The organism is Vagococcus salmoninarum (assembly GCF_003987495.1).
Classification (GTDB): domain Bacteria; phylum Bacillota; class Bacilli; order Lactobacillales; family Vagococcaceae; genus Vagococcus_D; species Vagococcus_D salmoninarum.
Genome location: NZ_NGJU01000008.1, coordinates 53847 through 79428, shown reverse-complemented (window position 1 = coordinate 79428; position 25582 = coordinate 53847). Strand labels below are relative to the sequence as shown.

Below are 25582 nucleotides of genomic sequence, written 5' to 3'. Positions count from 1 at the left end.
AACAAAGCATAACATATTTGTTTTTAACTGCCAATTAATCTAGCCAAAAAAGGGCCGTTGACAATAGTCAACGGCTCCCTTCTCCATATTAGTTACTCTTCTGTTTCTTCCTCACTAACGTCTGTTCCGTCAGTCGGTTGACTCTCTGGTGGAGTTGAAGACTCCGTCGGTGGCGCTTCAGAAGTTGGTGGGGTGCTAGTCACAGGCGGTGCTGTGCTAGCAGGTGGTTTCACTTCTTCTTTTTTCTTTTTCGAAATAACAATCGTGATTTCATCACCTTCGTTAACATAAACCCCTGGTCCGGGCGAATGTCTAAGAACCATCCCTTCAGAAACTTCATCAGACTCTTCTTCGATAATCGCTACATTTAAGTTTTGATTTTCTAAATAGTCTTGGGCATCTACTTTCCGGTAACCAGAAAGATCTCGAAGCTCAAAGGCCCCTCGTCCATCGCTGACAATAAAGACAATTGTGTCTTTCTCCGGATCGACTTCTTCACCTGAGGTTGGGCTATGGGAAATGATCGAGCCTTTAGGGACATCAGTAGAGTTTTCCAACTCTTCAACAATTAAGCTTGAATCAAAGCCTAAGTTAATCAGTTTGCGACGGGCGTCTGTCATTGACTCCCCAGTGAAATCTTCCAACGTGATTTTTTCACTCCCCGTGCTAATAAAGAGTTGGACGTCACGATTTTTTTTCACTTTGCTGCCGGCTTTCGGGTCAGTTTTGACAACAAGACCTTTTTCAACTTTTTCATCGGCGACTTCTAAAGTTACTGGATTTAAAGCTAGTTTGACTTTTGTCAATTCGGCTTGAGCTTCTTCCACTGTCATGCCACTTAAATCTGGTACTTCCACATTAGCTGGGCGATACATCGCCAGAAATGTACTACCACCAATTAAGACTAGTAAGAGCGCAATTAAAGCAATCCATTTTTTCTTACCTTTTCTCTTTTTCGGTTTCTTATTACTATCCGGTTCCGGCTCTTCAATCATTTTCTTAACAGCTACTGTTTCTTCACTGTTAGATAGATTAGGAATATCCGCATCCGTTAAAGGCGTTAAGACTTTCGTTTCTTCCATCATCGTCGTTGGTTCGTACAACGCTTCACCGTAACGATCTGGCGATAAAGACGTACCGATATCATGAGCCATTTCATCTGCAGAGACATAACGATCTGTGGCTTCTTTAGCAGTAGCATGATAGACGACGTTTTCTAAAGCTTGAGGAATTTCTGGATCAACGACTCTCACTGAAGGAACTTCACTTTGGAAATGTTTCAGGGCGATTGACACCGCTGATTCTCCTTCAAAAGGCACAGAACCTGTTAGTAATTCGTATAAAATAATCCCTAAAGCATAAATATCTGATTGACGAGTTGCCATACTGCCCCGGGCTTGTTCGGGTGATAAGTAATGAACAGAGCCTAACAACGTATTCGTTTGGGTTAAGGACGTTTCAGATAAGGCAATAGCAATCCCAAAATCGGCAATTTTAACGTTGCCATCTTCATCCATTAAAATATTTTGAGGTTTTAAGTCCCGGTGAATAATTCGATGTTGATGGGCCAAAGAAATCCCTGATAAGATTTGGCGCATAATAATCACGATATTTTCATAAGGCATCGGGTAATGATTTTTAATGTACTTCTTCAAATCCGTCCCTCTGACGTATTCCATGACTAAATACTGCATGCCATCTTCTTCACCAACGTCATAGACACCGACAATGTTTGGATGGACAAGTTCAGAAGCAGCTAGTGCTTCTCGTTGGAAACGGCGAATGGCCGATTTGTCGTCTTGGAAGTCAAAACGAAGGACTTTCACTGCCACATCACGGTCTAAAATCAAATCACGGGCGAGGAAAACGTTAGCCATCCCCCCACTACCGATATTGCGGATAACTTTGTAACGGCCGCTAACTTTACTACCGATATCAATCATTAGCTGTCACCTCACTCGTTTCATTGTAATCAATTAAGAGAACGGTGATGTTATCTGTGCCGCCAGCTTCATTAGCTGCTGAAATTAATTGATCTAAGGATTGATCGATGCTGTTTTTCTGATCAATAATCTTTAAGATTTCTTGGTCAGAAACCATGTTACTTAGGCCATCCGAACACAATAACAACTTATCACCAACAATGACTTCTAAATCAGTTAAATCAACTTCTACAGTACCAGGGATGCCGATTGAACGAACAAGGACATTTTTCCGAGGATGATGATTCGCCATCTCTTTCGTAATTTCACCACTTTTAACAAGCTCATTCACTAATGAATGATCTTCAGTAATTTGCTTGATTTTACCCTTACGAACTAAATAAAAACGGCTATCTCCGACGTGAGCTAATAACACTTTTTCGTCTAAAAGAACCACAGCGACAATCGTTGTTCCCATGCCTGCTTGATTAGGGTCCGTTTGACCTTTATTATAAATTCGCTCATTTTCATTTTGGATACTTTTCAACAACCACTGAATGACCTCTTCTTGTTCTGTTAACTGGGACTCTTCCCACGCTTTGCCAAGATCTGAAATCGTCAAATGACTGGCAACATCACCAGCTTGGTGACCGCCCATTCCGTCAGCGACAATTGCCAATTTAATTTTCTTTTGATTTTGGAAAACACCTACGGCATCTTGATTACTTTTCCGTTTACGACCAACATCAGTCCGAAATCCAATTTCCATGATTACACCTCTTTACTTTTCTAATTACGAGCGTCGTTGCAGACAACAGATAAAGAAGCCATCTGTCTGGTATTGATTTGGATAAATCGTCACACATTTATCTACAACTGACTCTGTTAGATTTTCACTGCCGATTACGTCAATTTTCTCAAAATTTGGATGCTTCGCCAGGAAGGCTGCAATCACTTCTTGATTTTCTTGATGGGCAATCGTACATGTACTATAGGTTATTATACCGTATTGTTTCACCTTTGTGGCAAGACTTTCTAGGATTTCTAGTTGAATTTTCGGTAATCTTAGGAAATCTTCTGGTTTTTTACTGTATTTGATGTCTGGTTTACGACGTAACAAGCCTAAACCAGAACAGGGAACATCGGCTAAGATGCGGTCAAAGCTGTCATCAGGGTATAGCTCGTCTAATTTACGGGCATCAGAAACCACGGTTTCAATTCGATTCCCGACATGGAGACGTTCCGCATTTTCAGCAATCAACTTGACTTTATGCTCATGAATATCCACAGCAATAATCGATCCACCTTGAGTTTCATCGACATACGTTGCCATATGTGTCGTTTTCCCACCAGGGGCAGCACAAGCATCTAAGACTTTATGATGAGGCTCAATTTGCATAGCTGGTGCTACTAACATCGAGGATTCATCTTGAATTGTCATCTTACCTTCTTTAAATAACCAGCTACCTGCTAAGAAGCCTTTTTTACCTACGATACCAGCTTCCGACAATTGACTTTCCGTCACTTCAAAACCATCATCAGTCAGTTCTTTTAGGGCTTCATCTCGTGTGTAAACAGCGGTGTTGACCCGGGCACTGACTTGGCTTGGCTCAAATAACGACAAACCTAGCTCGTAAGTTCCTTCGTAACCGATGTCAGCAATAAATTTCTCCGTTAACCATTTCGGCATGCTTAACTCAATACTTAAGCGTTCCACTGGGTCTTTGATCGCGTAAACATCGGGTACCCCTTGACGTTGGATCGTCCGTAAGACGCCATTAACAAATTTCCCCGCTCCCACATTACCGAAAGCTTTAGCAATTTCCACTGCTTCATCGACTACGGCATGAGCCGGCACTCGGTCTAAATATTCAAATTGGTAAATTGATAAAAGTAATAATTGTTTGACCCAAGGATCGACTTTTTTGGCATTAGCAATAAAAGGCGCCAAATAATACTCTAAAGTTAATTTATGACTAATCGTGCCATAGACGATTTCTGTTAATAAGCGACCATCTTTTTCACTTAATTGCGCTTCATTCATCGCTTGGTTAATGACTAAGTTAGAATAAGCTTGTTGGGTTTCCACCCGCGTTAATAATTTCATTGCTACAAAACGGGCACTGCGTTTAATTTTTACTGGTATTTTTTTCGCCATCTTAGTTCACCTGATTGCCAATCTCTAAATTTTGTCCTACGCCGTTAATAAATTCTTGGGCACTTAATTGCCCCTTACCAGCTGGTTGTAATCGTAAAATCCGTAAAACTGTGCCATCGCCACACGCAATCGCGAAATCTTTTTTAGTAATATCAATGATTGTTCCCGGTTCCTCGGTCGTTGTTTCATCACTAACTGCCACATCAAATAATTTCCAACGATTGTCCCCTAACATAGTATAGGCAACAGGCCATGGGCGCATCCCACGAATTTGACTATCAATCATTTCCGCAGTTTTTTGCCAGTCAATGGCTTCTTCTTCCCGACTAATATTCGGTGAAAATGTCACTTCTGCTTCATTTTGGACTTGTGGTGTGATTTTACCAGCTAAATAGTCAGGTAAAGTCGCTAATAATAACTCTGTTCCCAAAGCACTTAACTTATCAAACATCGACCCGACATCGTCAGTTGCGGTAATCGGTAATGCCCCTTGGCTAATAATATCCCCAGCATCCATTTTTTTAATCATTTCCATAATCGTAACACCTGTTTCACTTTCACCATTCATGATGGCGTAATGAACCGGTGCACCACCACGATACTTAGGCAGTAATGAGGCATGAACGTTGATCGCTCCAAATTTTGGCGCTTGTAAGAGCTTCTCTGGTAAAAACTGACCGAAAGCCGCAGTCACGATTAAATCTGGTTCTAAAGCGATGATTCGCTCCATTTCAGGCGAACCAGAAATCTTTTCTGGTTGTAAAATTTCTAAACCATGTTTTAAGGCCCCTACTTTGACCGGTGGCGGTGTTAAGACTCGTTTACGCCCAACTGGTCGGTCTGGTTGCGTAACAACTGCTACGACCTCATAATCAGCTGCTACCAAAGCATCTAAAATCGGCACTGAAAAAGCCGGTGTTCCCATAAATACTATTTTAGTCATGTTGGTGTTCCTCCGTATATTTATCTAAATCTTCTGGGGCAATTCGTTCGATGATTTTGTCAGTAAATAATTTACCATCTAAATGTTCGATTTCATGTTGAATCGCTCGGGCGAAGTATTCTGTGGCTTCCACTTCGTACTCGTCCCCTTCCCGGTCAAAGTAACGAACGGTAATTTCTCGGAAACGTTCAACCGTTCCGTAAATATTGGGAAAGCTTAAACACCCTTCCACATCAATGTCACTGCCACTAGCTTCGATGATTTCTGGGTTAATCATTTCAAACAAACCACTTTCCTCATCGATTTCTACAATTGCCACTCGTAAATTTTTGCCGATTTGTGGCGCAGCTAAACCAATCCCATCATGAGCAATCATCGTCTCACGCATATCGTCTAACATTTGGACTAATTCATCAGTAATCATTGTGACTTCTTTGGTTTTTTTCTCTAACATATCATTTGGGTAAATAATTATTGGGTATCGCATTGTCGTCCTCTTTCTTAGGCCAGTTCAGCTGGCAGTTACTTTTAAATAAAATTCAAGGGTTCTACATCGATTGCTAGTTTCAAGCCATTGCGGACATCGACTTGGCTCTCGTTTAAAATTTTCTTTAAGACAGCTTGTAAGCCTGGTTCTTGTTTATATTTAACGACTAACTGATAAAAGTATCGGTTATTAACCCGCATCACTGCTTTAGGTGTTGGACCTAAAATAATGCTCTTATCTGAAAGTGCTGCTCTTAATTGCAGAACAATCTCGTACATTTTTTTGGCTGCAGTATTTTCATCTTCATGACTGGCTACAATTTGCACAGTAAAGAAGAATGGTGGATAGTTCCCTTGGTGGCGATTCGCTAACTCCGCTTGATAAAAGCCTGGAAAATCTTGATGTTTCGCATACTGAATCGAGTAATGCTCTGGATTAAAACTTTGAATCACAACTTCCCCGGCTTTTTCTGCCCGACCTGCCCGACCACTAACTTGGGTTAATAACTGGAAGGTTTTTTCAGCTGAGCGAAAATCCGGTAAATTCAAAGCCGTATCAGCATTTAAGACACCGACTAAGGTCACATCAGGGAAATCTAAGCCTTTAGCGATCATTTGGGTCCCTAGTAAAATATCCGCCTCTTTATCTCCAAAGGTTTTCAAGAGCTTTTCGTGAGCCCCTTTGCGCCGGGTCGTATCGACATCCATTCGTAAGATACGACTGTTTGGAAACAACCCTTGGAGTTCCTCTTCGACTTTTTGGGTACCTGTTCCATAATAGCGCATTTTACTACTAGCACAGATTGGGCAATCATGAGGAATGCCTTCTTCGTGACCACAGTAATGGCATTTCATCCGTTTACTGTCCATATGTAAGGTTAAAGAAATATCACAGTTCGGACAAGGTAGCACGTAACCACAGTCACGACACATAATAAAGGAAGAGTAGCCACGGCGATTAAGCATTAAAACCGTTTGTTCTTGCTTCGTTAGACGATCGTGGATTTTATCTAATAAGGTCGTTGAAAAACTTTGCATTTGACCTTTAGCTAATTCTTTCCGCATATCAATAATTTGAATACTCGGTAATTGTGCTGCTTCGTTGGCTCGTTTATCTAAAACTAACCGTTCATAGACCCCTTTTTGGGCTCGGGCTCGCGACTCTAAAGAGGGCGTAGCACTACCTAGAACAACGGGACAATGATGGTACTGGCTCCGCCAAATCGCCAAATCACGGGCATGATACCGGGGAGTGTCGTCTTGTTTATAACTGCCTTCATGCTCTTCATCAATAATAATTAAACCAATATTTTCTAAAGGGGCAAACACAGCGGAACGGGCGCCAACAACGACTCTCGCTTGTTTACTTTCGATTTTCCGCCACTCATCGTATTTTTCCCCTTCTGACAGGCCACTGTGTAAAACAGCTACTTCATCACCAAAACGACTTTTAAAGCGGTGAACGGTTTGGGGCGTCAAGGAAATCTCCGGCACTAACATAATCGCTGTTTTACCTTCTGCTAAAGCTTCGGCAATTGTTTGTAAGTAGACTTCAGTCTTCCCACTACCAGTAATTCCTTCTAATAGAAAGGTCTTATGATCCCCGGCTTTCATTGAAGTTAAAATTTTCTCATAGGCTTGCTGTTGGCCTGGATTCAGCGCTTTCCTTTGATCTTGTTCAAATTTATGATTAGCATAGGGGTCCCGATTAACTTCAATTTCAACAATCTCTAACCAGCCTAGTTTGTGACCATCATTAATTGCCGGGCGGTTAACGCCGTAGTCAACTTGGGCTTGCTTGACAGTCATCGGCTCAGTGGCCTTCATCCCTTGGAGTAAATTAATTAAATTTTCTTTTTGAGTAGAACCTTTCCGTAAACCATGACGGGCTTCTTCTAACTGTTCAAAAGTGAAGCGAACGTGAAAGCCATTAATCGTCTTGCTCCGATTACGATTTTTAACTTCGTAACGGATATCAATTTTTTCAGCTTCTCGTAAGCGCATCAGCTCAGGGAGTTTTCCTGAAGCTACCCCTTCTTCCCAAGTAATTTCATCTAAGCCTTTAAAGACTTCATATAAAATCTCATCACTGACTTCATCGACTAGCACTAACCATTTTTGATAAGTCGCTCGCATGACACTAGGTAACATCGTTTGTAAGCACGTAATTTTAAAAGAAAAGGTTCGTTCTTTCATTTCATCTGCTAAGGCTAACATCTCTTGATTTAAAACTGGTGTTAAATCAAGGACCGAGACAATTTCTTTTAATTCATAACCGGTGTCAGTCACCTTGGACTCTTGTTCGTAAGTTGCCACAACAAAGCCTTGTACGTGACGGTTGCCTTTACCAAAGGGGACTTCTACCCGCATCCCGGTTTTAATTTGTTTTCCTAACTCACTTGGAATCAGATACGTGTATGGGGCATCTGTTTGCATTGTTGGGACATCAACAATGACTTCTGCAACGTAGACCATCTAATTCCACCTTCTTTCTTTGTCTTTTCATAATCTCTAGTTTACTAAATAATCCTTAGTTTGTCTTTAAAAGACCTTAGCTAATCAGGCCTTAACCTAAAAAATAAACAGAACGAGCAGATAGCTTGTCCTGTTTACGAGTAACTAATTAGGTTGATCTAATTTAATTTTAGCTTCTAGGTCGGCTTTCTCACGGTTACGAGCAGCCATTTTTTCTTCTTCTTTACGTTTTAATAAAGCTCTCTTTAAGTCAGGATTAGGATCCATGACGACATCCCCAGAGTCGATTTCTTCTAAGGCTTGACCAACATGTTTAACTGAATAATAATCGTCTAACATTTTAGTTGCACCGCTTTCTAATTCGTGGGCACGTTTACTAGCTAAGATCACTAGTGAATATTTTGAGTTTACTTTTTCTAACAATGAATCAATTGACGGTTTTAACATCATTTGGCCTACAACTCCTTTATCATTTTTTTATAGCGATCAATCACACGATCCACTCGTAAGTGTTCGCTCTTGATGATATCTTTAATTCGTTCAACAGCTAAGTCGACTTCATCGTTAACGACAGCATAATCGTAATGACTCATCATTTCGATTTCGTTTTTAGCGACTTCCATCCGTTCTTCAATGACTGCTATTTCATCTGTTCCCCGGCCGACAATCCGTGATTTCAGCTCAGTCAAATCTGGTGGTGTTAAAAAGATGAAGACTCCATCAGGTACTTGGTCTTTAACTTTCATCGCCCCTTGAACTTCAATTTCCAGAAAAACATCTTTGCCTTCATCTAATGTTTTTTGGACATAATCTAAAGGTGTTCCGTAGTAGTTGCCTACATATTGAGCATGCTCTAACATTCGGCCTGCTGTAATTAATTCTTCAAATTCTGTTTTTGATCGAAAGAAGTAATCGACTCCTTCAACTTCTCCTTCACGCATCTTCCGCGTGGTCATTGAAATTGAATATTCGAAGTCTGTTCCTTCGCTTTCAAATATCGCTTTTCTGACTGTCCCCTTACCTACTCCAGAAGGACCAGATAACACTATTAGCAAACCTTTTTCTGGCATGTTGTCGTCCCTTTCAATTATAGTATATCTAATTAGTTTATGCTATAAATCACTCTTCTTCAAGTTTTTTTTGGAATAATTGCCATAATCTAGGCAGATTCTCATTTTACTCGACGTTTTGGACTTGTTCACGGATTTTTTCTAAGATTGTCTTCATTTGGACAACACTTTCTTTAATTGTGATTGGCGCTGATTTTGAGCCAATCGTATTGACTTCCCGATTCATTTCTTGAATTAGAAAATCCATTTCTCTACCAATAGGGGTTTTAACTAGTAGCAACCCTTGCAGTTTCTTTATATGAATGTCTAAACGGTCAAGTTCTTCGTGAATGTCTCCTCGTTCAATTAGTAAGGTGACTTCCGTTAGTAAGCGGCTTTCGTCGACTGACTCCCCTAAAAGGTCTGTCACTTTCGCTGTCAGCTTTTGTTGATAGTCTGCTTCGTAAAGCTCTGCGGAACTGACAACCAGTGCTAGCTCTGCTTTAAAATCCGTTAAATAATTTGTTAAAAGACTAGCAATGTCTTGGCCTTCTGTTTCCCGACTCTGATTTAATTTTATTAACGCTGCTGTCATTCCCGCTAAAAAATAACTTTCTAAGTCAGGGTCTTCCTCTTGATTTTCGACAATTTCAAAAAAATCATCGTGATTGACTAAGCCATTGACGATGCTCTGAGTATCAAAAGATAAGTCTAAATAACGGCTCTCTTCCGCTTCTGTTAACTGTTTAATTAAACTATCTAAGAGGAGCCAGTTGATTCGAAGCTCTTTACTCGCCCCACTACTTTTAGTCACATAAACAGAGGTTTCAATTCGCCCTCGACTAATTTCAGCTTTGATTAATTGGCGGAGAGGCATCTCCATCACATTGTATTCTCGCGGCAATCTAATTTGAGTATCTAAAAAGCGGTGATTGACTGATTTCACTTCAAAATCAATCTGATAGGGTTCTTGAAAATAGGTCGCTTTACCAAAACCAGTCATACTTTTCATCTTTCCACACTCCTCTGTCACTCTTGCTTAAATTTTTAGTCCATGTCACTTAAAACTTTTTTTAGAGCTGCAAATTCTTCATTGCTCAAAGTGATCCCTTTGGCCATTTTCTCATGCTCTGGTGCCCAGTCCCGTAAGTCAAACTTCGGTGCTCGACCGTTCCAACTAATTAAGTTTAATTCTTTTTTCCAGCCTTTGGCGTTTTCACCTAAGACAGCAATTTCTTCGACAATTTCATAACTAAATTCTTGTGCCATACTGATGCTCCTTTATTTTTCATCTTTATTTCCTAATAAATGATTTAAAACTAACGCCGCTAAATAAGGTAAGGGGGCGATGTTCGCCATAACGTGAAAGAGATTTTCCCGCTGTTCCCCTTTTATTTTATGATACAAATAGAGAATTTGTTGTTTCTCTGTCGGTAAGGGCAGTTCTTCTAAATAAAGCCTGCTCCATTCCGGTAAAGTCAGCAACATTTTGTTCCCTGTCACTAGCTCGGTTTGACTTTTTTTCATTTTAACACAAATTTCCTGACTAAAACTTTCCACACTATATAATTGAATCGGTGACAAATTAAAGGCTTTGCCTAGATATTCTAACACGAATAAACTAACTGACTCAGCTTTTAAATCGTGAGAATACGTTTTACGGATTTTTTTCAAAAGTTCTTTTAAATAAGTAGGTAACTCAGTTTTAGCTACATGTTTACCTCTGACTTGCAACTCCTTCATTAACAAGCCATTAAACTGCTTTTGCCATTCCCCTTGGCGACTAGACTGATCTTCTTTCGTAAAACTATACCAGTAACCTTCATAGACACCGTAAGCCTTTAAGGTTTCTAAGTAACCTAATTCAATGTTCCAGTGGGAGCGGGCCCCATCGAATAATAAGACTGCCCCTAAATTCCACGGGCTACTCACCCACTTAATAGGTACTTCTGCTGGAACTAGGACTGGTTTGGTAATCCCAGGGCCTTTGACGTCAATCACAAGTAATTCTGTTGCCCCCTGGTTTAAGGCGACATCTATCGGAATATTGTTACGATATCCCCCATCAACGTAATACTTACCAGCTATTTCCGCCGCTGCCATTGCAGGAAAGAAAGAGGAAGAAGCTAACAACCACTTATGAAATTCCCCTGGTAAGCTGTCCTTTATAGAAACAACTCGTTCCTTTAAATGAGGCAATTCCGTTGTACATATATAGAATTCTTTCTCACTGTTCATCATCTTTTCTTCGTCAATCAACTCTTCAATCAATTTCTGTAAAGGTGCGGTGCTGACTCCTTGTTTTACTAAAGCTGAAAAAGTAAACCGTTGAATTGTTTTAAGTAACGTCACTGGTGAATAATCAACTTCCTCAGCAACTGTTTCAAAATCAAGAATCTGCTTCGTTTCAATCTCACGCCACATTTTTTCCGCAGCTTGATAATCCCCTTGTAAAATCAACCCACCATTTAACCCACCAACGGAAGTACCACATATCAGATCATAAGTTATCCCTAATTCTTGTAAGCCGCGCCAAGCACCTATTTGAAAAGCCCCTCGTGCGCCACCACCTGCCAAGACTAACCCTCTGCGATAATTCAGTCTTTTCGTAAACTGCCAGTCTCCCCCTGATGTCACCTGAAAACTGTAGCCTTTTGCCACTAATAAATTTTTGATATAGCCATTGACTGGTGCCAAGTTAAGCTGAAGTCTTTCACATAATTCTTCTTTAGCAAGTTTCTCAACGTGCTTTAGCCAAAAATCTAAGCCATACTTACGGCTATTTTTATGAGCTGGTACAAGCAGATTAGTTAGTAGTAAGGTCTTGCCTTCAATTAATAGACTTAAAAAGCCTAACACCTTCTCATGGCTTTCGATTTTGACTAGTTCTAAGTTAACATCTTCACGGAAAAAACTAGCATAATATTTTTGACGACTTTGACTGTTACTTAGATAAATCGGTAAAAATTGTGTCATTTCTGGTAATAAGTTTGAAACTTCCTGCAAATCAACTTTATTTAAGCGTCTTTGTCCCAATCTTATCACCTTCCTCAGCCTTTTCTTACTAACTATTATACCATAGCTACTAACCGGCTAGCTCTTACTTACTTCTCAAATCAGCCCCCTGTTATTTTATCTCGAAAAACGTTTTCAACTATTCCTAGCAGTTGACTTATGAAACAAATGTTCGGTATAATAGTATTCACAGTTATCATTTATTAACGAGGAGGTAAGCAAAATTGGCGAAAGAGAAACCTACAAATAGTGTCAAAATATTAACTAAACTAATTTCCGATTCATCTCAAAAGTTATTAGCAGCGTTTATCAACGATGACATTAAATTGTCCAAAGACAGAGACAAATTAAGAAAAAAAATTAACTTAGCCTGTTCTGAAAATTCTTTCGTTGTGATTCATATTGCTGAATCTAATGACCCTAATCAACCTTTTGAAACTGTTGCCGGAAAATTGCGTGCCAATGAAAACAACCCTGACATCATCATTTTATCTGATCAGAAAACCCAGAGCATCCGGATGATCCCTATTAATTCGATTCGTAAAATTAGTTTTTTAAAATCGAAAATTGCTAATTCAACTAAAAAACGTCAAATCACATAAAAACGTCGCCTTTTCAGGTGACGTTTTTCTTTATTCTTCTAGTACTATTTGACCAATCGCAATGCTGTCTGTATGGGAAATCGAGACGTGAACATTCCCCTTAAAAGGCGATTTAGTCACGATTGGTTCCCCTCGCTCACCTGTTAAGATTTCAATGTCTTGTAATGTTAATTTACCTATCCCAGTACCGTAAGCTTTGGAAAATGCTTCTTTACAAGCGAAACGTCCGGCTAAATACTCAACTTGTCGACGACCTTTTAAACTAGCAAATCGTTCATATTCTTTGTCAGTCAAGACCCGGTCAACAAATTTTAAGTTATCACTAATTATCTTTTCGATTCGTTCCATTTCAACGATATCAACGCCAATTCCTTTGATCACACTTATCCCTCACTTCTTTTAAAACTCATCTAACTATGAGTAATCTTACTTTTAATTATACCATCTATCTGAGAAATAAAAAAAGTGTGAATCTTAAAGATCCACACTTTTCAAACGTTTGATTACTTATTACTTGTTCTAATTACGAAATCGCGGTTAGCTTTTTTTGGCGCTGCTTTTTTGGCAGGTCCATCTTGTTTTTTGAAGTTGCCTTTTTTAGCTTCGCTACCGCCAGGTTTGTTTTTATCATCCCAACGACGACGGTCGTCACGACGTCCGCCTTGACCACCACCACGGTTGCCACCTTGGCCTCCGCCACGATTGCCACCTTGACCGCCACCACGGTTGCCGCCTTGGCCTCCGCCACGATTGCCACCACTACGGCCACGGTTTCCACCGCCACCGCCGCCACGTTTACCACCTGATGGTAACGGACGTTCTGGAGTAATTTTAACTGGTACTTCAGATGATGTTTCTTTAGCAACAGTTTTTACTAATAAGGCTGCTAAATCTTCAGCAGAATATTCACTTAACAAATCTTCAGCAGTTTTTTGGTATTCTTCAAGACCATTAGCTGCCATTTGTGTTTGAATTGATTCAATTGCTGCACCGATTTGTCCTTGGATTGCTTCTTTTTGAGTTGGTGGACGTAAAGGTGTCATTTTTTTCTTAGTTAAGTTTTCAATTGTGTGTAAGTAGCTCATTTCGTTTGGAGTCACGAAAGTTACTGACATACCGTCATTTCCAGCACGTCCAGTTCTACCAATACGGTGAACATAGCTTTCTGGATCTTGTGGAATATCGTAGTTGTAAACGTGTGTTACTCCTGAAATATCTAAGCCACGAGCGGCAACGTCTGTTGCTACTAAGATGTCTAATTGACCACCTTTGAACGAACGTAAAACGCTCATCCGTTTTTGTTGTGATAAATCGCCATGAATTCCTTCAGCTTTATAGCCACGTAATTCTAAACCACGAGCTAATTCATCAACACGACGTTTCGTACGACCAAAAACAATTGTTAATTCTGGTGTTTGAACATCTAATAAACGAGTCATAATATCGAATTTTTCGAAGTCTTTACTACGAACATAATATTGATCAATTAAGTTAGAACTTAATTCTGTCGCTTTAATAGCAACGTGTTCTGGATTTTCCATGAATTTAACACCAATGCGTTTGATTTGATCAGGCATTGTTGCTGAGAATAACAGTGTTTGTCTGTTAGCAGGTGTTTTAGAGATAATCTTTTCGATATCTTCTAAGAATCCCATGTTTAACATTTCATCAGCTTCATCTAAAACTAATGTTTCAACTGTTTCTAATTTCAATGTTTTACGGTTGATATGGTCAATTAAACGACCAGGTGTTCCAACAACAATGTGTGGACCATCTTTAAGGGCGCGAATTTGACGGCCGATATCTGCTCCACCGTAAACGACTTGAACTTTAATGCGTTTGTCTTTTCCTAAACGGAATAATTCTTCTTGTGTTTGAATCGCTAACTCACGAGTAGGCGCGATTACTAGCCCTTGAACCATACGTTTTGATGGGTCAATTTTTTGTAACATAGGTAGCCCAAAGGCAGCTGTTTTACCAGTTCCTGTTTGAGCTTGTCCAATGACGTCTTTTCCTTCTAATGCTAAAGGAATTGTCCCAGCTTGGACTGGTGTGGCTTCCTCAAACCCTGCGCGTTTTACAGCTTCTAATAACTCTGGTGCTAAACCTAATTCTTCAAATTTCAAATGATATCCTCCTAATTTTTGTGAACCTATTCGGCTAACAAAAATTATCCGGTAACTGTTATCTCTAAGTCGCTTCGCTTCCTAAGAATAATAGTCCTCCTTAATTTTTGTTTTACCGATGTCTGCTTATTCTGTGTTACTTGTTCGGTTTACAGAAATCTTCCGGAACCCCTAGCTCTACGCAATAAATTGCTAGAATAGCGGTGTCCTTAAGTTTTGTTTGCCGATCTATCTATTTTTTGATAAGTTAGTCGAAACTAATTTATCTATGCTTCTTTTTCCGATGCAACCTTGAATTAGTAATGACTCACTGAGTCTTTAAACTAATTTGTCTATGCGTCTGTTCTTGACTATCATTCGTTAATTATTAGTTAACCTAATCAATTGTTAGAATAATCGTCACGCAAAGCGTTGCAACTTTATTCCAACTATATTTATCTATCATCTAACAACAGTCGCAACTGTGCCTCGTAATTGCCCACATCCGTCCTAGTATACCATAGAACAGATTGCTTTACAATGTAAACTAGCTTTTGTTTTCAGTTAATTTTTCAACAATTTCAATTAGTTTCATACTATTGCTCCCTTTTAGGACAATCATATCTGTTGATTGTAGCCCTTCAAGAACTTTAGTTATCAACTCCCCTTTAGCATCCAGGTCATAATGAGACACTTGCCCTTTCGGGTATTTCAAGCTTAACTTTTTGAATAAAGCCTTCATTTGCGGACCAAATAAAAATACTTCTTGAATTTTTTCTGGATCTAAATGCTCTGCCATTTTTTCATGTAAACTTTGTGAAGAATCACCTAATTCACCCATATCAGCTAACACAGCATATTTACGACCGCTACTTGGCAACTGACTAAAAGTATCTAAAACTAAAGACATGGCCGTTGGGTTAGCATTATAGACATCACTTAAAATTTCCGCACCATTCGCCGCTACTAACCACTCTGTTCGACTTTTTGTTAAATCCAACTCAGCCAAACCAGTGGCCATCTTCCCAATCTCCATCTCAAAATAGCTACCGATTGCTAAAGCAATTAAGGCATTATTAACATTATATTGACCTAAAACGGGAATCACAAACTGACTGTTTTGATAGTTAGGAACATTAAAAGTCGTCTCTACTTTAGTTTCTGCGGTGATTTGGGCACTTAGATTATTTTTCTGACTAGGCCCAAAAGTAAGAACCTTTTGAGAAACTTGTTCTAATAATGGCTTCAATAAAGGTTCCTCACCTGGGACAACTAGCAAGCCCCCTGCTTTTAAGCCACTAACAATTTCCATCTTAGCTTTGGCGATCCCAGCTCGGCTGCCTAAAAACTCCATATGTGATTCACCAATCATCGTAATCGCTGCCACATCAGGTTGAGCAATCTGACTTAACACTTCTATTTCTCCAAAGTGATCCATGCCCATTTCTAAAACTAACATTTCTGTTGTCATAGGCATTGATAAGATCGTATAAGGCAAGCCAATGTGATTATTATAATTGCCTTGGGTTTTGTATGTTTCAAATTGTTGGCCTAAGACACTGGCAACCATATCTTTAGTCGTTGTTTTACCATTACTCCCTGTAATGCCAATCACTTTTGGTTGAACGACACTTAAAAAATACATGGCAATTTTTTGCATCGCTATTAACGTATCTTCAACGACTAAGATTGGAAAGTTTGCCCTTGCCGGCGCTACTTCTTTCTGCCATAAACTCACACTAGCCCCTGACTCAATCGCCACTTCTAGAAATTCATGGCCGTCCCGGTTCCCACCTTGGAGTGGCACAAACAAACTGTTCTTAACAATTTTACGCGTATCAAATTCGACGTGTTCAACGACAACATCAGCCCATTGTTGCCAATCATTTTCCGCCTTAACGACCTTTGCTAATTCACTTACTAATAGTTTCATGCTCTTCTTCATCCTTTACACAATAAAAGCCGAACACAAAAGGTTCAGCTTCTAGTAGTTTAATTATAATCTAACGATAAAGCTTGTTTTTGTTGATGACGTATTAAACCAAGTTGAATAAGTTCTTCAATTAAATCGCCGTACTTAATTCCCATCTCTTCCCAAAGTAATGGGTACATACTAAAAGGCGTAAAACCTGGCATTGTATTTAATTCATTTAAAAAGAGTTCATTGTTACTCGTTAAGAAGAAATCACAACGGCTTAAGCCACTGCCATCAAGGGCTAGGTAAGCTTGTTTTGCGTACTTACGAGCTTTTTCATGAATCTCTTCAGGGATTTCAGCTGGAATTTGTAACGTCACACTATTATCTAAATACTTCGATTCATAGTCGTAAAAATCAACGGTTTTAACAATTTCACCAGCAACTGTCGTCCGTACTTCTTCATTTCCTAAGACGGCAATTTCAATTTCCCGGGCTTCAATTCCTTGTTCGACAACGACACGTTGGTCAAATGAGAAAGCTTCATTGATCGCGGCTTCTAACTCTTCCCGACTTTCAGCTTTATTAATTCCAACACTTGACCCCATATTAGCTGGTTTCACAAACATCGGAAACACTAAAGAACCTTCACATTGGGCGAAGACTTCTGTCGGCTCTTCATTCCACTTAGTTTTCATCACTGACACATATGGTACTTGAGGAATTCCAATTTGTTGTAAAATATATTTAGTCATAATTTTATCCATGCCACAGGCGCTGGCTAACACACCGGCCCCGACATAAGGTATATCGAGAATTTCTAGTAAGCCTTGAATTGTTCCATCTTCCCCATTAGGTCCATGTAAAATCGGAAAAACAATACTATCCTCTTCTTTAATATCACTAGGATTAATGATTGTCGCATTTTCTGGTGTCAAATGCAGTTCTTCCTGGGCTTTAGGTGCAGCAGTGAAAATCGAGCCTTTCAACCATTGCCCTGCTTTTGTGATATATATTGGTTGAACATCATAATACTCATAATAAAAAGCTTGTAACATTGAATATGTCGATAAAATCGAAATATCATGTTCAGCACTTTTTCCCCCATAAATTGCAATGATTTTCAAATGTACTCCTCCTCAATCTTTTCCTGAACAGTTTTATTGTAAGTTATCATCCTAATCGTTATCACTAATTTAGTCAATATTTTTAACGACTTCTTGTTTATTATACCAATTAATCACAATAAAAAAAAGTCTAAGAATTTTTTCCTTAGACTTGTCTTAAATTTGGTAACAACTCCCACTCTTCTTGCTCGACACTCCAACGACTGTCAGAGATATGATAAGTGATTGTGCCAATTTGATCTTCTTTATTGTATTTGCGGCCCTCAATATTTTTCATTTGATCTTCAACGACATAAACAGGTATTTCAAAAGTATCTGAGCCTCTTTCATGATAACAACTGCTTAAAACGACACCTTCCTGAAAGACTGTTCGTAAATCCTTCATCATCTGAGGTGGTAGTTTCGCAACAGCGATTGCTGGTTTAAAAAAAGATTTCTTTTCATTGATACGTTCATGAACAATCATTTCAAGTTTAGTTGCTAACAAGTGGTAGAAGTTATCTAAGTTACGATAAAAGATTTTACTCATACCATCTTTCTTTTCAAAGTAAACAAAATTGTTTTGTAATTTATAGAAAAAGGGCGAGTGTAACTGTGAGGCCACATGTCCAAAATATAACAACTCGGCAATTTCCATTGGCGTTAGTTGTTGTAGGAAATGAGTATCTTTAAAATCAATCCATTTTAAACTACTGTCTTTTTTTGTTCCTTGCGACTCAAAAAAACTATTAACATCGGTAGTGCCACGAATCATTTTTAAGCCAGTATGAGGTTCAAATTCACCTGCAACAGCGTTAGGTTCCAAAAGTAAAATATTTTGAGGGTTGTCAAAATTGGACCGGTTAAAATCTGTTATATTTAACCCTTTGGCCATCACGGAATTACTGATAGTATCCAAATGTATGTAAATATAAGCCACTGCCAATTTAAGTCACCTCTTCCTCTAAATCTCTCTTATTCCATTCTACCCCATTTTGCTTTTAAAATGGGGCAATACTTGTTTAAATTTTGATTACATTCTAAGTCTTTTTCATCCCTATTAGACACACGACTGTAATATTCCTATCTTAATAATTTTTTGAAACTTTTCCATTGAGTAATTCTCTATGTTATTATATGATAGGTCTATAGAGGAGGATCTCTCATGTCAAACAAAAAACGTTCACAAAAAGCACGAACTAAAAAAAAATCAACTTTAAAAAATAAATTAATCAACGTCTTATTGACCTTAATGCTAATCCTTGGTCTCGCCCTAGTTTTTAACGGTCAAATCAAGAATTTTCTAGTCCGCTGGATGTCTAATCACAACCGGATTGAAAATGTCACAAAAGAAGACATTCAATCAAATTTAGCCAAAGAGGCTGACTTTGATTTCGATGCTGTCATTTCTTTAGATTTTGAAACCGTGGCAAAAGCCCGCTTGTATCAAGATCAACTTTATGTCGTTGGTGGGATTGCAATTCCTGAAGTTGGCCTTAACTTACCGATTTTTAAAGGTGTTTCCAACTACTCTTTATCCGCTGGAGCTGGCACGATGAAAGAAGATCAAAAGATGGGGGAAGGCAATTACGCCTTAGCTAGTCATAATATGAATGACCATCGTCTGCTCTTCGGTCCTTTAATGGATATCCCAGACCCTTCTATTGAGACGCCTATGTATATAACTGACTTAGAGTACATTTATGAATATAAAGTCACAGTCAAAAAATACATTGACCCTCGTCACGGCGAAATCATTGATGACGTTCCTGACAAAAAAATGATTACCTTGGTCACTTGTGATTATTCTGGTAATGAACGTCTGATTATTCAAGGGGAGCTTGTCAAAAAAGTTTCTACAAAAAAAGCTTCCGATCAAATGATCAAAGCTTTCGATTTAGAAAAAAATTCTTTCTATTAGACTAACACGTTTCGGTTTGACCGAAACGTGTTATTTTTTTATTTAATTTTTGCTAACCAAGCTTCTGAGCCGGCTTTTACTAATTGATAAGTTAACTCAAAGTCCCCAGTATAGTATGGATCTGGCACTTCCTCGTACTCACTTTCAGGTAGAACTTCTAAAAATAAGTGGACTTTACTCCCTAAGCCTGCTGGCGCCAGCCCTAAAAGATCTTTGACATTTTGACGATCCATGGCAATGATGTAATCATAGTCTGTAAAATCAGCAGTTGTGATTTGTTCCGCCACCATGTTCTCATAACTAATTCCGTAGCTATCAAGTTGTTGACGGGTCCCTTCATGGGGGATTTTACCAACTTGGATATGACTCGTTCCCCGGGATTGAACACTTAATTCCTCAACTAACCCGGCTTCCTTAATTAACTGCCTTAAAACGGCTTCAGCCATTGGCGACCGACAAATATTTCCTAAACACACGATTAAGATTTTTTTCACTTAACTTTCCTCCAAGAGCTCAATCAACGCTTGCATAAAATTATCGCGATTGGCTTGTTTAAATTTTTTAGGTCCTTTAGTCCGTTGGCCACTTTTACGCATTTGCGCACCATGATAACGGGACTCCAACATTTGACCGATATTGTTCTGGGTATACTCATAACCAAGGTGATGTAAAATCCGAACACCTTTACTTAAGACTAATGAGGCTAAGCCATAATCTTGAGTAATTAAGAGATCGCCCCTTTTAACTAAACTGACTAGTTTAAAATCAGCTGAATCACTGCCTTCATCGACATAGACGACAGTAACATTCTTTGGCAGTTCTTTATTACTATGATGGGAAATACTTGTCACTAATGTCACTAGCATCCCTCTTTTTAAAGCTTCTTCATAGATAATTTCTTTAACTGGACAGGCATCTCCATCAATAAATATCTGCATATTTCCCCTGCTTTCTGTTTTTAGCCAAAATAAAAAGCCCTTAACTAGGCTAGTTATTTTGCGTATCGTTTAGAGGAAATTATAAAAATTCAACTTCCACTGTGTGAGTTAAGATGTCAGTGTAACTATATGAAACACGTTCAAAAGAATTCTCATCTTGGTCTAAATCCACAACAAAAACAGCTGGGTAAGTTTCAGTCAACGTTCCGCGATGTTCTGTTTGGCGCTTACGACCTGTCTGAGCGACTAACATAATCTTACTTCCGATGCGATCTTCCATCTTCTTTTTAATTGTTGATAATGTTGTTGGCATCCAATTCACCTCTACGCAAATACTAACACACTTTCTAAAATTTTACAAGTTTATCATAAAATAAAGGACAATGCAACGTTTATTAATATATTTTTATTTTTTCTGAACAACTTTTAATCGAAGCTAATTATTTGAGCAACCCCTGTTACTCCTCTTAACTCTTTTAATAATCCTTTATTTTTCGAAACTCTTTTTTGAATTTCACTCTAATCCGACTAAGGCCATTTTTGACTTTATTTATTGAACAGCACTTAATTTCAGCAATTTCAGTAATCCCTCGACCTTTTAAATATAATTCTAAAATCCCACTTTCAAAGGAAGACAATAAATCACTAAATTCCTTTAAAGCTTCCCTGATCATAATATATTGAATAAATAAGTTTCGTTGCTCACCTTCATGATTTAAACAGTCTTCGCCACTTTCAATTATCCGTTGTTCTAAAGACGTACTCATTAAAGTCCCTTGGCGTTTGGCAGCCCCTTGTTTTCGTAACAAACTAACAATGTGGCGTTCCAAATTAATCCGAAAAAAACTACCAATCGTAATGCCTCTTGCTTTATCAAAGCGTTGCAAGGACAGAAAAAAAATAATTCGAGCTTCTTGATGCCAGTCGTCTTGGTCTAAATCTTTCAAAAAAAACTTTTGCTGTATTTTAAAGACTACCGGTTGGTATTGCTGATACAAGTTGCGAAAAGCTTCAGACTCACCATTTTTCGCGGCTAAAAAGAGTCGGTCCTCCTCTGTCATACGATTCCTCCTTATCAGTTCCCTGAGCTAGCTGACCTTAGGATTCGATCGTAACATATTCATTTTTTCATAAAAAGAGAACCTGAGTTCCTTTTCTTATTGATCTGAAAGATCATTTAGCAAAGTCTCAAGTTCTGTTAGTTGGTTTAAATTCCAAGTGCCACTGCGACGGTAATTTTGATATTTAAAATCTAGTGTGTCTTGCTTAATTTTCATCTTAGTTAGTTGAATGTCTTTCCATAATTCGTTAGCAGACTTCCTTAAAGCCCCTTTAGAGAAGACTAACCATTGTTCTGCTAAGTCGCTTGTAGCAACAGTGACTTGCGTTAGACGGGACATCTTAGCACTAGTTTCTCGTTCGATATAACTATCAGCTGTTTCTTCTTTTTTAGTGAAGACAACTTTTAAATCGAATTTTTTATATTCTTGCTGCACACCAGGGACAAATTGAGCGTCAAATACTACTGTTACTTCAATGCCTTCATATTTAGCATAGTTAGATAATTTAAATAGTAGCAAGTCTCGAGAAGCTTCTAGTTTTTCTTGATTTTTAAGCTTGACTAGCTCTGGCCAAGCGCCGATCATATTATAACCATCGACTAATAGTATTTGTCGTTTCAATTTATCACCTCCTTTAAGCGTTACAGTTTCTTAGTTTCTTTTTCTAAAGACTTCGTACATTAACAAACCAGCTGCTACGCCAGCGTTTAAACTTTGGACATGACCAACCATCGGAATGGCTAACATTTCATCCACTTCTTTTTTCAAAATTGGTGACATGCCTTTGCCTTCGTTACCAATAATTAACGCAATCGAACCACTCACATTCCACTGACGATAGTCTTGACCATCCATGTCTGTACCGAAAATCCAAAACTGATTGTCTTTTAAGATTTGGACCGCATTCTTCATATTGGTTGCTCGAGCGACGGGAATATGTTCCACCGCTCCAGTTGACGTTTTACTCACGATTGATGTGATTCCCACAGCTCGATGTTTAGGAATAATCACGCCATCAACACCCGTTGCATCAGCTGTTCTTAAAATTGAACCAAAGTTATGAGGGTCTTCAATCCCATCTAAAATTAAAAAGAAAGGCTCTTCTTTTTGCTCTTTAGCTTGAGTAATCAGTGCTTCTACTGTTAAATACTCATGGGGCGTAATTCCTAGAACTGCTCCTTGGTGAACACCACCACCAATTAATTTATCTAATTTAGTTTTAGGCGCCCAAGAAATCGGCACTGAAAATTCAGTTGCTAAGTCTTTTAGCTCTTGAATTTTCGGTCCACTTAAATCTTCTTGTAAAAATAACTTATTGCCGCGGTTATTTTTTAAAGATTCTACTACAGCATGACGACCAAAGACGAAATCTTCATTGACTTCTTCCACTTCAGCTAACTCATTAGGACTTTCGTATCCTGTTTGCGGTTTACGGTTTTTATTGTTGTGATTTGGGCGTTTATTCGTTTTCCACGAATTATTTGCCCCTTTTTGATTATTGGCCATCTTGTTGTTCCCCTACTTTCTTAATACACCAAGCAACTAATTCTTCTAAGCGTGGTTTTTGTTCTGTTAAATGCAAGAAGCCAAACAGCGCTTCAAAGCCAGTTGAAATCCGGTATGTGGTGATATCAGCATTTTTAGCTGACGTATGACTTTTAGCATTCCGACCTCGTTTATACATCGTCAGTTCTTCTTCTGACAAGCAGTCGGCTTTTAGCATTTCTTTCATTAAATAAGACTGCCCTTTAGCTGACACATAGTGAGTTGCTTGGCGATGTAACATGTTTGGTTTCGTATGACCTTGGCGAATTAAATAATCGCGAATATAAATTTCATAAATCGCATCTCCAACATAGGCCAAAGCCAAACCGTTTAATAGTTTAAAATCTTGATTTTCACTCATTAGCTACGTCTCCATCTCGTTCCTTGAGGAGTATCTTCTAAGACAATCCCTTGTTCTTTTAATATATCACGAATTTCATCACTTCTGGCAAAATCTTTATTACTGCGAGCCGTTTCACGCTCAATCATTAGTTGATCGATGGCTTCATCGACTAATTGGCCGCCTTGACTTAATTCAATTCCAAAAATAGCTAACCAAGTTTCTAATAATGCTAAGGTCTTGGCAATCACGACTTCTGAGACTGACTTTGCTTCACTGTAAGTATTTGCCCATTTAACAACTTGATAAACGACAGTCAAGCCATTAGCGACATTGAAGTCATCATCCATGGCAGTTACAAAGGCTGTTTCAAACTCTCCTAAAGTAGTTAAACGTTCTTCTTCAGCTGTCGTTAAGCCCTCATTATGACTGTTTTTTTGTCTAAATGTTAAATTGTCATAGGCTGTTTTGATTTTCTCTAAGTTAGTTTTTGCTTCATTAAGCGTGCCTTCATTAAAAGGTATTGGTCGGCGGTACTGGGTCGTTCCTAAAGCAAACCGAATGACTTGAGGGTCATTATTAGCAATAAAATCATGGGCGGTTACAAAGTTCCCAAGGGATTTACTCATCTTTTCACCTGACTCACCTACGGTTAAATAACCGTTGTGCATCCAGTAGTTAGCAAATGTTTTACCTGTTTTGGCTTCACTTTGGGCGATTTCATTTTCATGGTGGGGAAACTCTAAATCTTGGCCGCCAGCATGAATATCAATCGTTTCACCTAGTAAGTCCGTTGCCATAACCGAACATTCAATATGCCAGCCTGGTCGTCCTGCGCCCCAAGGTGAGTCCCAGAAAATCTCATCTTTTTTAGCAGATTTCCATAAGGCAAAATCTAAGGGGTCGGCTTTTTTAGCAGATTCTTCGCCAGTCCGATTACTGGCACCGACTTCTAGCTCATCAATCGATTGATCACTTAATTTACCATAGCCTTGAAATTTACGGGTACGGTAATAGACGTCTCCTTGTGATTCGTAAGCATAATCTTTTTCGATTAACTTGTCAATAAAATCAATGATTTCTGGAATATAATCAACAACTTGAGGATGGGTACAAGCTTTTTTGACATTTAGTGCGGCGGTATCTTCATGAAACGCCTCAATAAATTCAGCTGCCAAAGCTTCTGGTGTTATCTCCCGTTCTTTCGCTGTTCTAATAATTTTATCATCAACATCCGTAAAGTTGGAAACGTAGTTAACGTCATAACCTCGGTATTCTAAATACTTACGAACGGTATCAAAAGCAATCGTACTGCGGGCATTACCGATATGGATATAATTATAAACAGTCGGACCACAGACATACATCTTAACTTTCCCAGCTTCTAACGGAACAAAGGTTTCTTTTTCTCGAGTCAATGTATTATAAATTTTTATCATTTTTCTTCACTCCTTATAACTTGCAATCCAGGGGTTTCAATTTTTACGACTTTGGCGGGAATACCTACAGCAGTCCCATAGGCAGGGACATCTTTGAGGACAACTGCTGCTGCTCCAATTTTAGCATATTCACCAATCGTAATTGGACCTAAAATTTGGCTATGGGCTGACAACAGTGCCCCTTTAGCAATCGTCGGATGCCGCTTACCAACTTCTTTACCCGTTCCCCCTAATGTAACACCGTGAAAAATCACGACATCATCACCAACTTCGGCGGTTTCGCCAATCACAACTCCCATGCCGTGGTCAATAAACACCCGCCGGCCAATCCTTGCTCCCGGATGAATTTCCACCCCGGTTAAAAAGCGCCAAAAATGGGCATTTATTCGTGCTAATAATTTGAGTTGATGGCAATACAAAAAATGAGACACGCGATGGGCCCAGAGTGCATGTAACCCTGGATAAGTCAAAACAACTTCTAGAGTCCTGCCAGCTGCTGGATCATTGTCTTTCACCGCTTGGATATCTTCCCTCAGTTTACTCATTCTTAATTCACCTCTCT

Annotated in this window: 27 protein-coding genes; 2 read left to right on the top strand and 25 right to left on the bottom strand. The window is 38.9% G+C overall.

The genetic code is table 11. The features are described 5' to 3' along the window. Positions 1-92 precede the first annotated feature (92 nt). From pknB to CBF35_RS06690, 11 genes are all read right to left on the bottom strand, one after another. On the bottom strand, positions 93-1943 hold the full coding sequence (pknB, locus tag CBF35_RS06740) for a Stk1 family PASTA domain-containing Ser/Thr kinase (protein WP_126779398.1): 1851 nt from the start codon (positions 1941-1943) through the stop codon (positions 93-95). Next, positions 1936-2691, bottom strand: coding sequence for a Stp1/IreP family PP2C-type Ser/Thr phosphatase (locus CBF35_RS06735; protein ID WP_126779396.1), 756 nt, complete (start codon positions 2689-2691; stop codon positions 1936-1938). The genes pknB and CBF35_RS06735 overlap by 8 nt, the downstream gene beginning before the upstream one ends. A gap of 24 nt (positions 2692-2715) precedes the next feature. Further along, positions 2716-4080 (bottom strand): 16S rRNA (cytosine(967)-C(5))-methyltransferase RsmB, encoded by a 1365-nt coding sequence (rsmB, locus tag CBF35_RS06730; RefSeq protein ID WP_126779394.1) that lies wholly within the window; start codon positions 4078-4080, stop codon positions 2716-2718. A 1-nt stretch (position 4081) separates the two neighbouring features. Then, on the bottom strand, positions 4082-5023 hold the full coding sequence (gene fmt, locus CBF35_RS06725; protein WP_126779392.1) for a methionyl-tRNA formyltransferase: 942 nt from the start codon (positions 5021-5023) through the stop codon (positions 4082-4084). Continuing rightward, the gene (gene def / locus CBF35_RS06720; RefSeq protein ID WP_126779390.1) at positions 5016-5510 is read right to left on the bottom strand and encodes a peptide deformylase; all 495 of its coding nucleotides are present in this window, start codon (positions 5508-5510) and stop codon (positions 5016-5018) included. Before def ends, fmt begins: the two co-directional genes overlap by 8 nt. Before the next feature lie 41 nt (positions 5511-5551). After that, entirely contained in the window at positions 5552-7984 is a 2433-nt protein-coding gene (gene priA, locus CBF35_RS06715) for a primosomal protein N' (protein WP_126779388.1), read from the bottom strand. Positions 7985-8128: 144 nt separating this feature from the next. Then, positions 8129-8434, bottom strand: a complete 306-nt coding sequence (rpoZ, locus tag CBF35_RS06710; protein ID WP_126779386.1) for a DNA-directed RNA polymerase subunit omega — start codon at positions 8432-8434, stop codon at positions 8129-8131. A 5-nt stretch (positions 8435-8439) separates the two neighbouring features. Beyond that, positions 8440-9054 (bottom strand): guanylate kinase, encoded by a 615-nt coding sequence (gene gmk, locus CBF35_RS06705; protein WP_126779384.1) that lies wholly within the window; start codon positions 9052-9054, stop codon positions 8440-8442. Positions 9055-9160: 106 nt separating this feature from the next. Further along, positions 9161-10045 (bottom strand): YicC/YloC family endoribonuclease, encoded by an 885-nt coding sequence (locus tag CBF35_RS06700; RefSeq protein WP_126779382.1) that lies wholly within the window; start codon positions 10043-10045, stop codon positions 9161-9163. Between the two features lie 35 nt (positions 10046-10080). Further along, positions 10081-10302, bottom strand: coding sequence for a YdbC family protein (locus tag CBF35_RS06695; protein WP_126779380.1), 222 nt, complete (start codon positions 10300-10302; stop codon positions 10081-10083). Between the two features lie 12 nt (positions 10303-10314). Further along, positions 10315-12069: a patatin-like phospholipase family protein gene (locus CBF35_RS06690; protein ID WP_126779378.1), complete on the bottom strand. Its 1755-nt coding sequence runs from the start codon at positions 12067-12069 to the stop codon at positions 10315-10317. Between the two features lie 203 nt (positions 12070-12272). Between CBF35_RS06690 and CBF35_RS06685 the strand changes: the two genes are divergently transcribed. Beyond that, positions 12273-12650: a hypothetical protein gene (locus CBF35_RS06685; RefSeq protein WP_126779376.1), complete on the top strand. Its 378-nt coding sequence runs from the start codon at positions 12273-12275 to the stop codon at positions 12648-12650. 30 nt (positions 12651-12680) lie between these two features. Here the strand turns inward: CBF35_RS06685 and acpS are convergent, their stop codons facing one another. The 5 genes from acpS to CBF35_RS06660 all read right to left on the bottom strand — a co-directional run bounded on the left by acpS (position 12681) and on the right by CBF35_RS06660 (position 18716). Next, complete coding sequence (acpS, locus tag CBF35_RS06680; protein WP_126779374.1) at positions 12681-13031, bottom strand: holo-ACP synthase; 351 nt, start codon at positions 13029-13031, stop codon at positions 12681-12683. Positions 13032-13153: 122 nt separating this feature from the next. After that, positions 13154-14776: a degradosome RNA helicase CshA gene (cshA, locus tag CBF35_RS06675; RefSeq protein ID WP_126779372.1), complete on the bottom strand. Its 1623-nt coding sequence runs from the start codon at positions 14774-14776 to the stop codon at positions 13154-13156. 526 nt (positions 14777-15302) lie between these two features. Continuing rightward, positions 15303-16688: a UDP-N-acetylmuramoyl-tripeptide--D-alanyl-D-alanine ligase gene (locus CBF35_RS06670; RefSeq protein ID WP_126779370.1), complete on the bottom strand. Its 1386-nt coding sequence runs from the start codon at positions 16686-16688 to the stop codon at positions 15303-15305. Positions 16689-16747: 59 nt separating this feature from the next. Then, positions 16748-17797, bottom strand: a complete 1050-nt coding sequence (locus tag CBF35_RS06665) for a D-alanine--D-alanine ligase (protein ID WP_126779368.1) — start codon at positions 17795-17797, stop codon at positions 16748-16750. A 145-nt stretch (positions 17798-17942) separates the two neighbouring features. Beyond that, positions 17943-18716 (bottom strand): hypothetical protein, encoded by a 774-nt coding sequence (locus tag CBF35_RS06660; RefSeq protein WP_244922576.1) that lies wholly within the window; start codon positions 18714-18716, stop codon positions 17943-17945. Between the two features lie 225 nt (positions 18717-18941). On the opposite strand from CBF35_RS06660, the gene CBF35_RS06655 reads away from it, so the two are divergent. After that, entirely contained in the window at positions 18942-19697 is a 756-nt protein-coding gene (locus tag CBF35_RS06655; RefSeq protein ID WP_126779366.1) for a class A sortase, read from the top strand. Positions 19698-19735: 38 nt separating this feature from the next. Here CBF35_RS06655 and CBF35_RS06650 read toward each other — a convergent pair whose 3' ends face one another. From CBF35_RS06650 to epsC, 9 genes are all read right to left on the bottom strand, one after another. Further along, on the bottom strand, positions 19736-20191 hold the full coding sequence (locus CBF35_RS06650; protein WP_126779364.1) for a low molecular weight protein-tyrosine-phosphatase: 456 nt from the start codon (positions 20189-20191) through the stop codon (positions 19736-19738). Beyond that, entirely contained in the window at positions 20192-20635 is a 444-nt protein-coding gene (locus tag CBF35_RS06645; protein WP_126779362.1) for a YaiI/YqxD family protein, read from the bottom strand. It abuts the gene before it with no gap. A 79-nt stretch (positions 20636-20714) separates the two neighbouring features. Further along, positions 20715-20948: a Veg family protein gene (locus tag CBF35_RS06640; protein WP_126779360.1), complete on the bottom strand. Its 234-nt coding sequence runs from the start codon at positions 20946-20948 to the stop codon at positions 20715-20717. Positions 20949-21111: 163 nt separating this feature from the next. Then, entirely contained in the window at positions 21112-21696 is a 585-nt protein-coding gene (locus CBF35_RS06635; RefSeq protein ID WP_126779358.1) for a sigma-70 family RNA polymerase sigma factor, read from the bottom strand. 96 nt (positions 21697-21792) lie between these two features. Next, positions 21793-22317: a YacP-like NYN domain-containing protein gene (locus tag CBF35_RS06630; RefSeq protein ID WP_126779356.1), complete on the bottom strand. Its 525-nt coding sequence runs from the start codon at positions 22315-22317 to the stop codon at positions 21793-21795. Positions 22318-22347: 30 nt separating this feature from the next. Then, positions 22348-23202, bottom strand: a complete 855-nt coding sequence (gene rlmB, locus CBF35_RS06625; RefSeq protein WP_126779354.1) for a 23S rRNA (guanosine(2251)-2'-O)-methyltransferase RlmB — start codon at positions 23200-23202, stop codon at positions 22348-22350. Beyond that, positions 23192-23602, bottom strand: a complete 411-nt coding sequence (locus CBF35_RS06620; RefSeq protein ID WP_126779352.1) for a Mini-ribonuclease 3 — start codon at positions 23600-23602, stop codon at positions 23192-23194. The genes rlmB and CBF35_RS06620 overlap by 11 nt, the downstream gene beginning before the upstream one ends. After that, entirely contained in the window at positions 23602-25020 is a 1419-nt protein-coding gene (gene cysS, locus CBF35_RS06615) for a cysteine--tRNA ligase (protein ID WP_126779350.1), read from the bottom strand. The genes CBF35_RS06620 and cysS overlap by 1 nt, the downstream gene beginning before the upstream one ends. Beyond that, entirely contained in the window at positions 25017-25565 is a 549-nt protein-coding gene (gene epsC, locus CBF35_RS06610; protein ID WP_244922571.1) for a serine O-acetyltransferase EpsC, read from the bottom strand. Before epsC ends, cysS begins: the two co-directional genes overlap by 4 nt. Positions 25566-25582 lie beyond the last annotated feature (17 nt).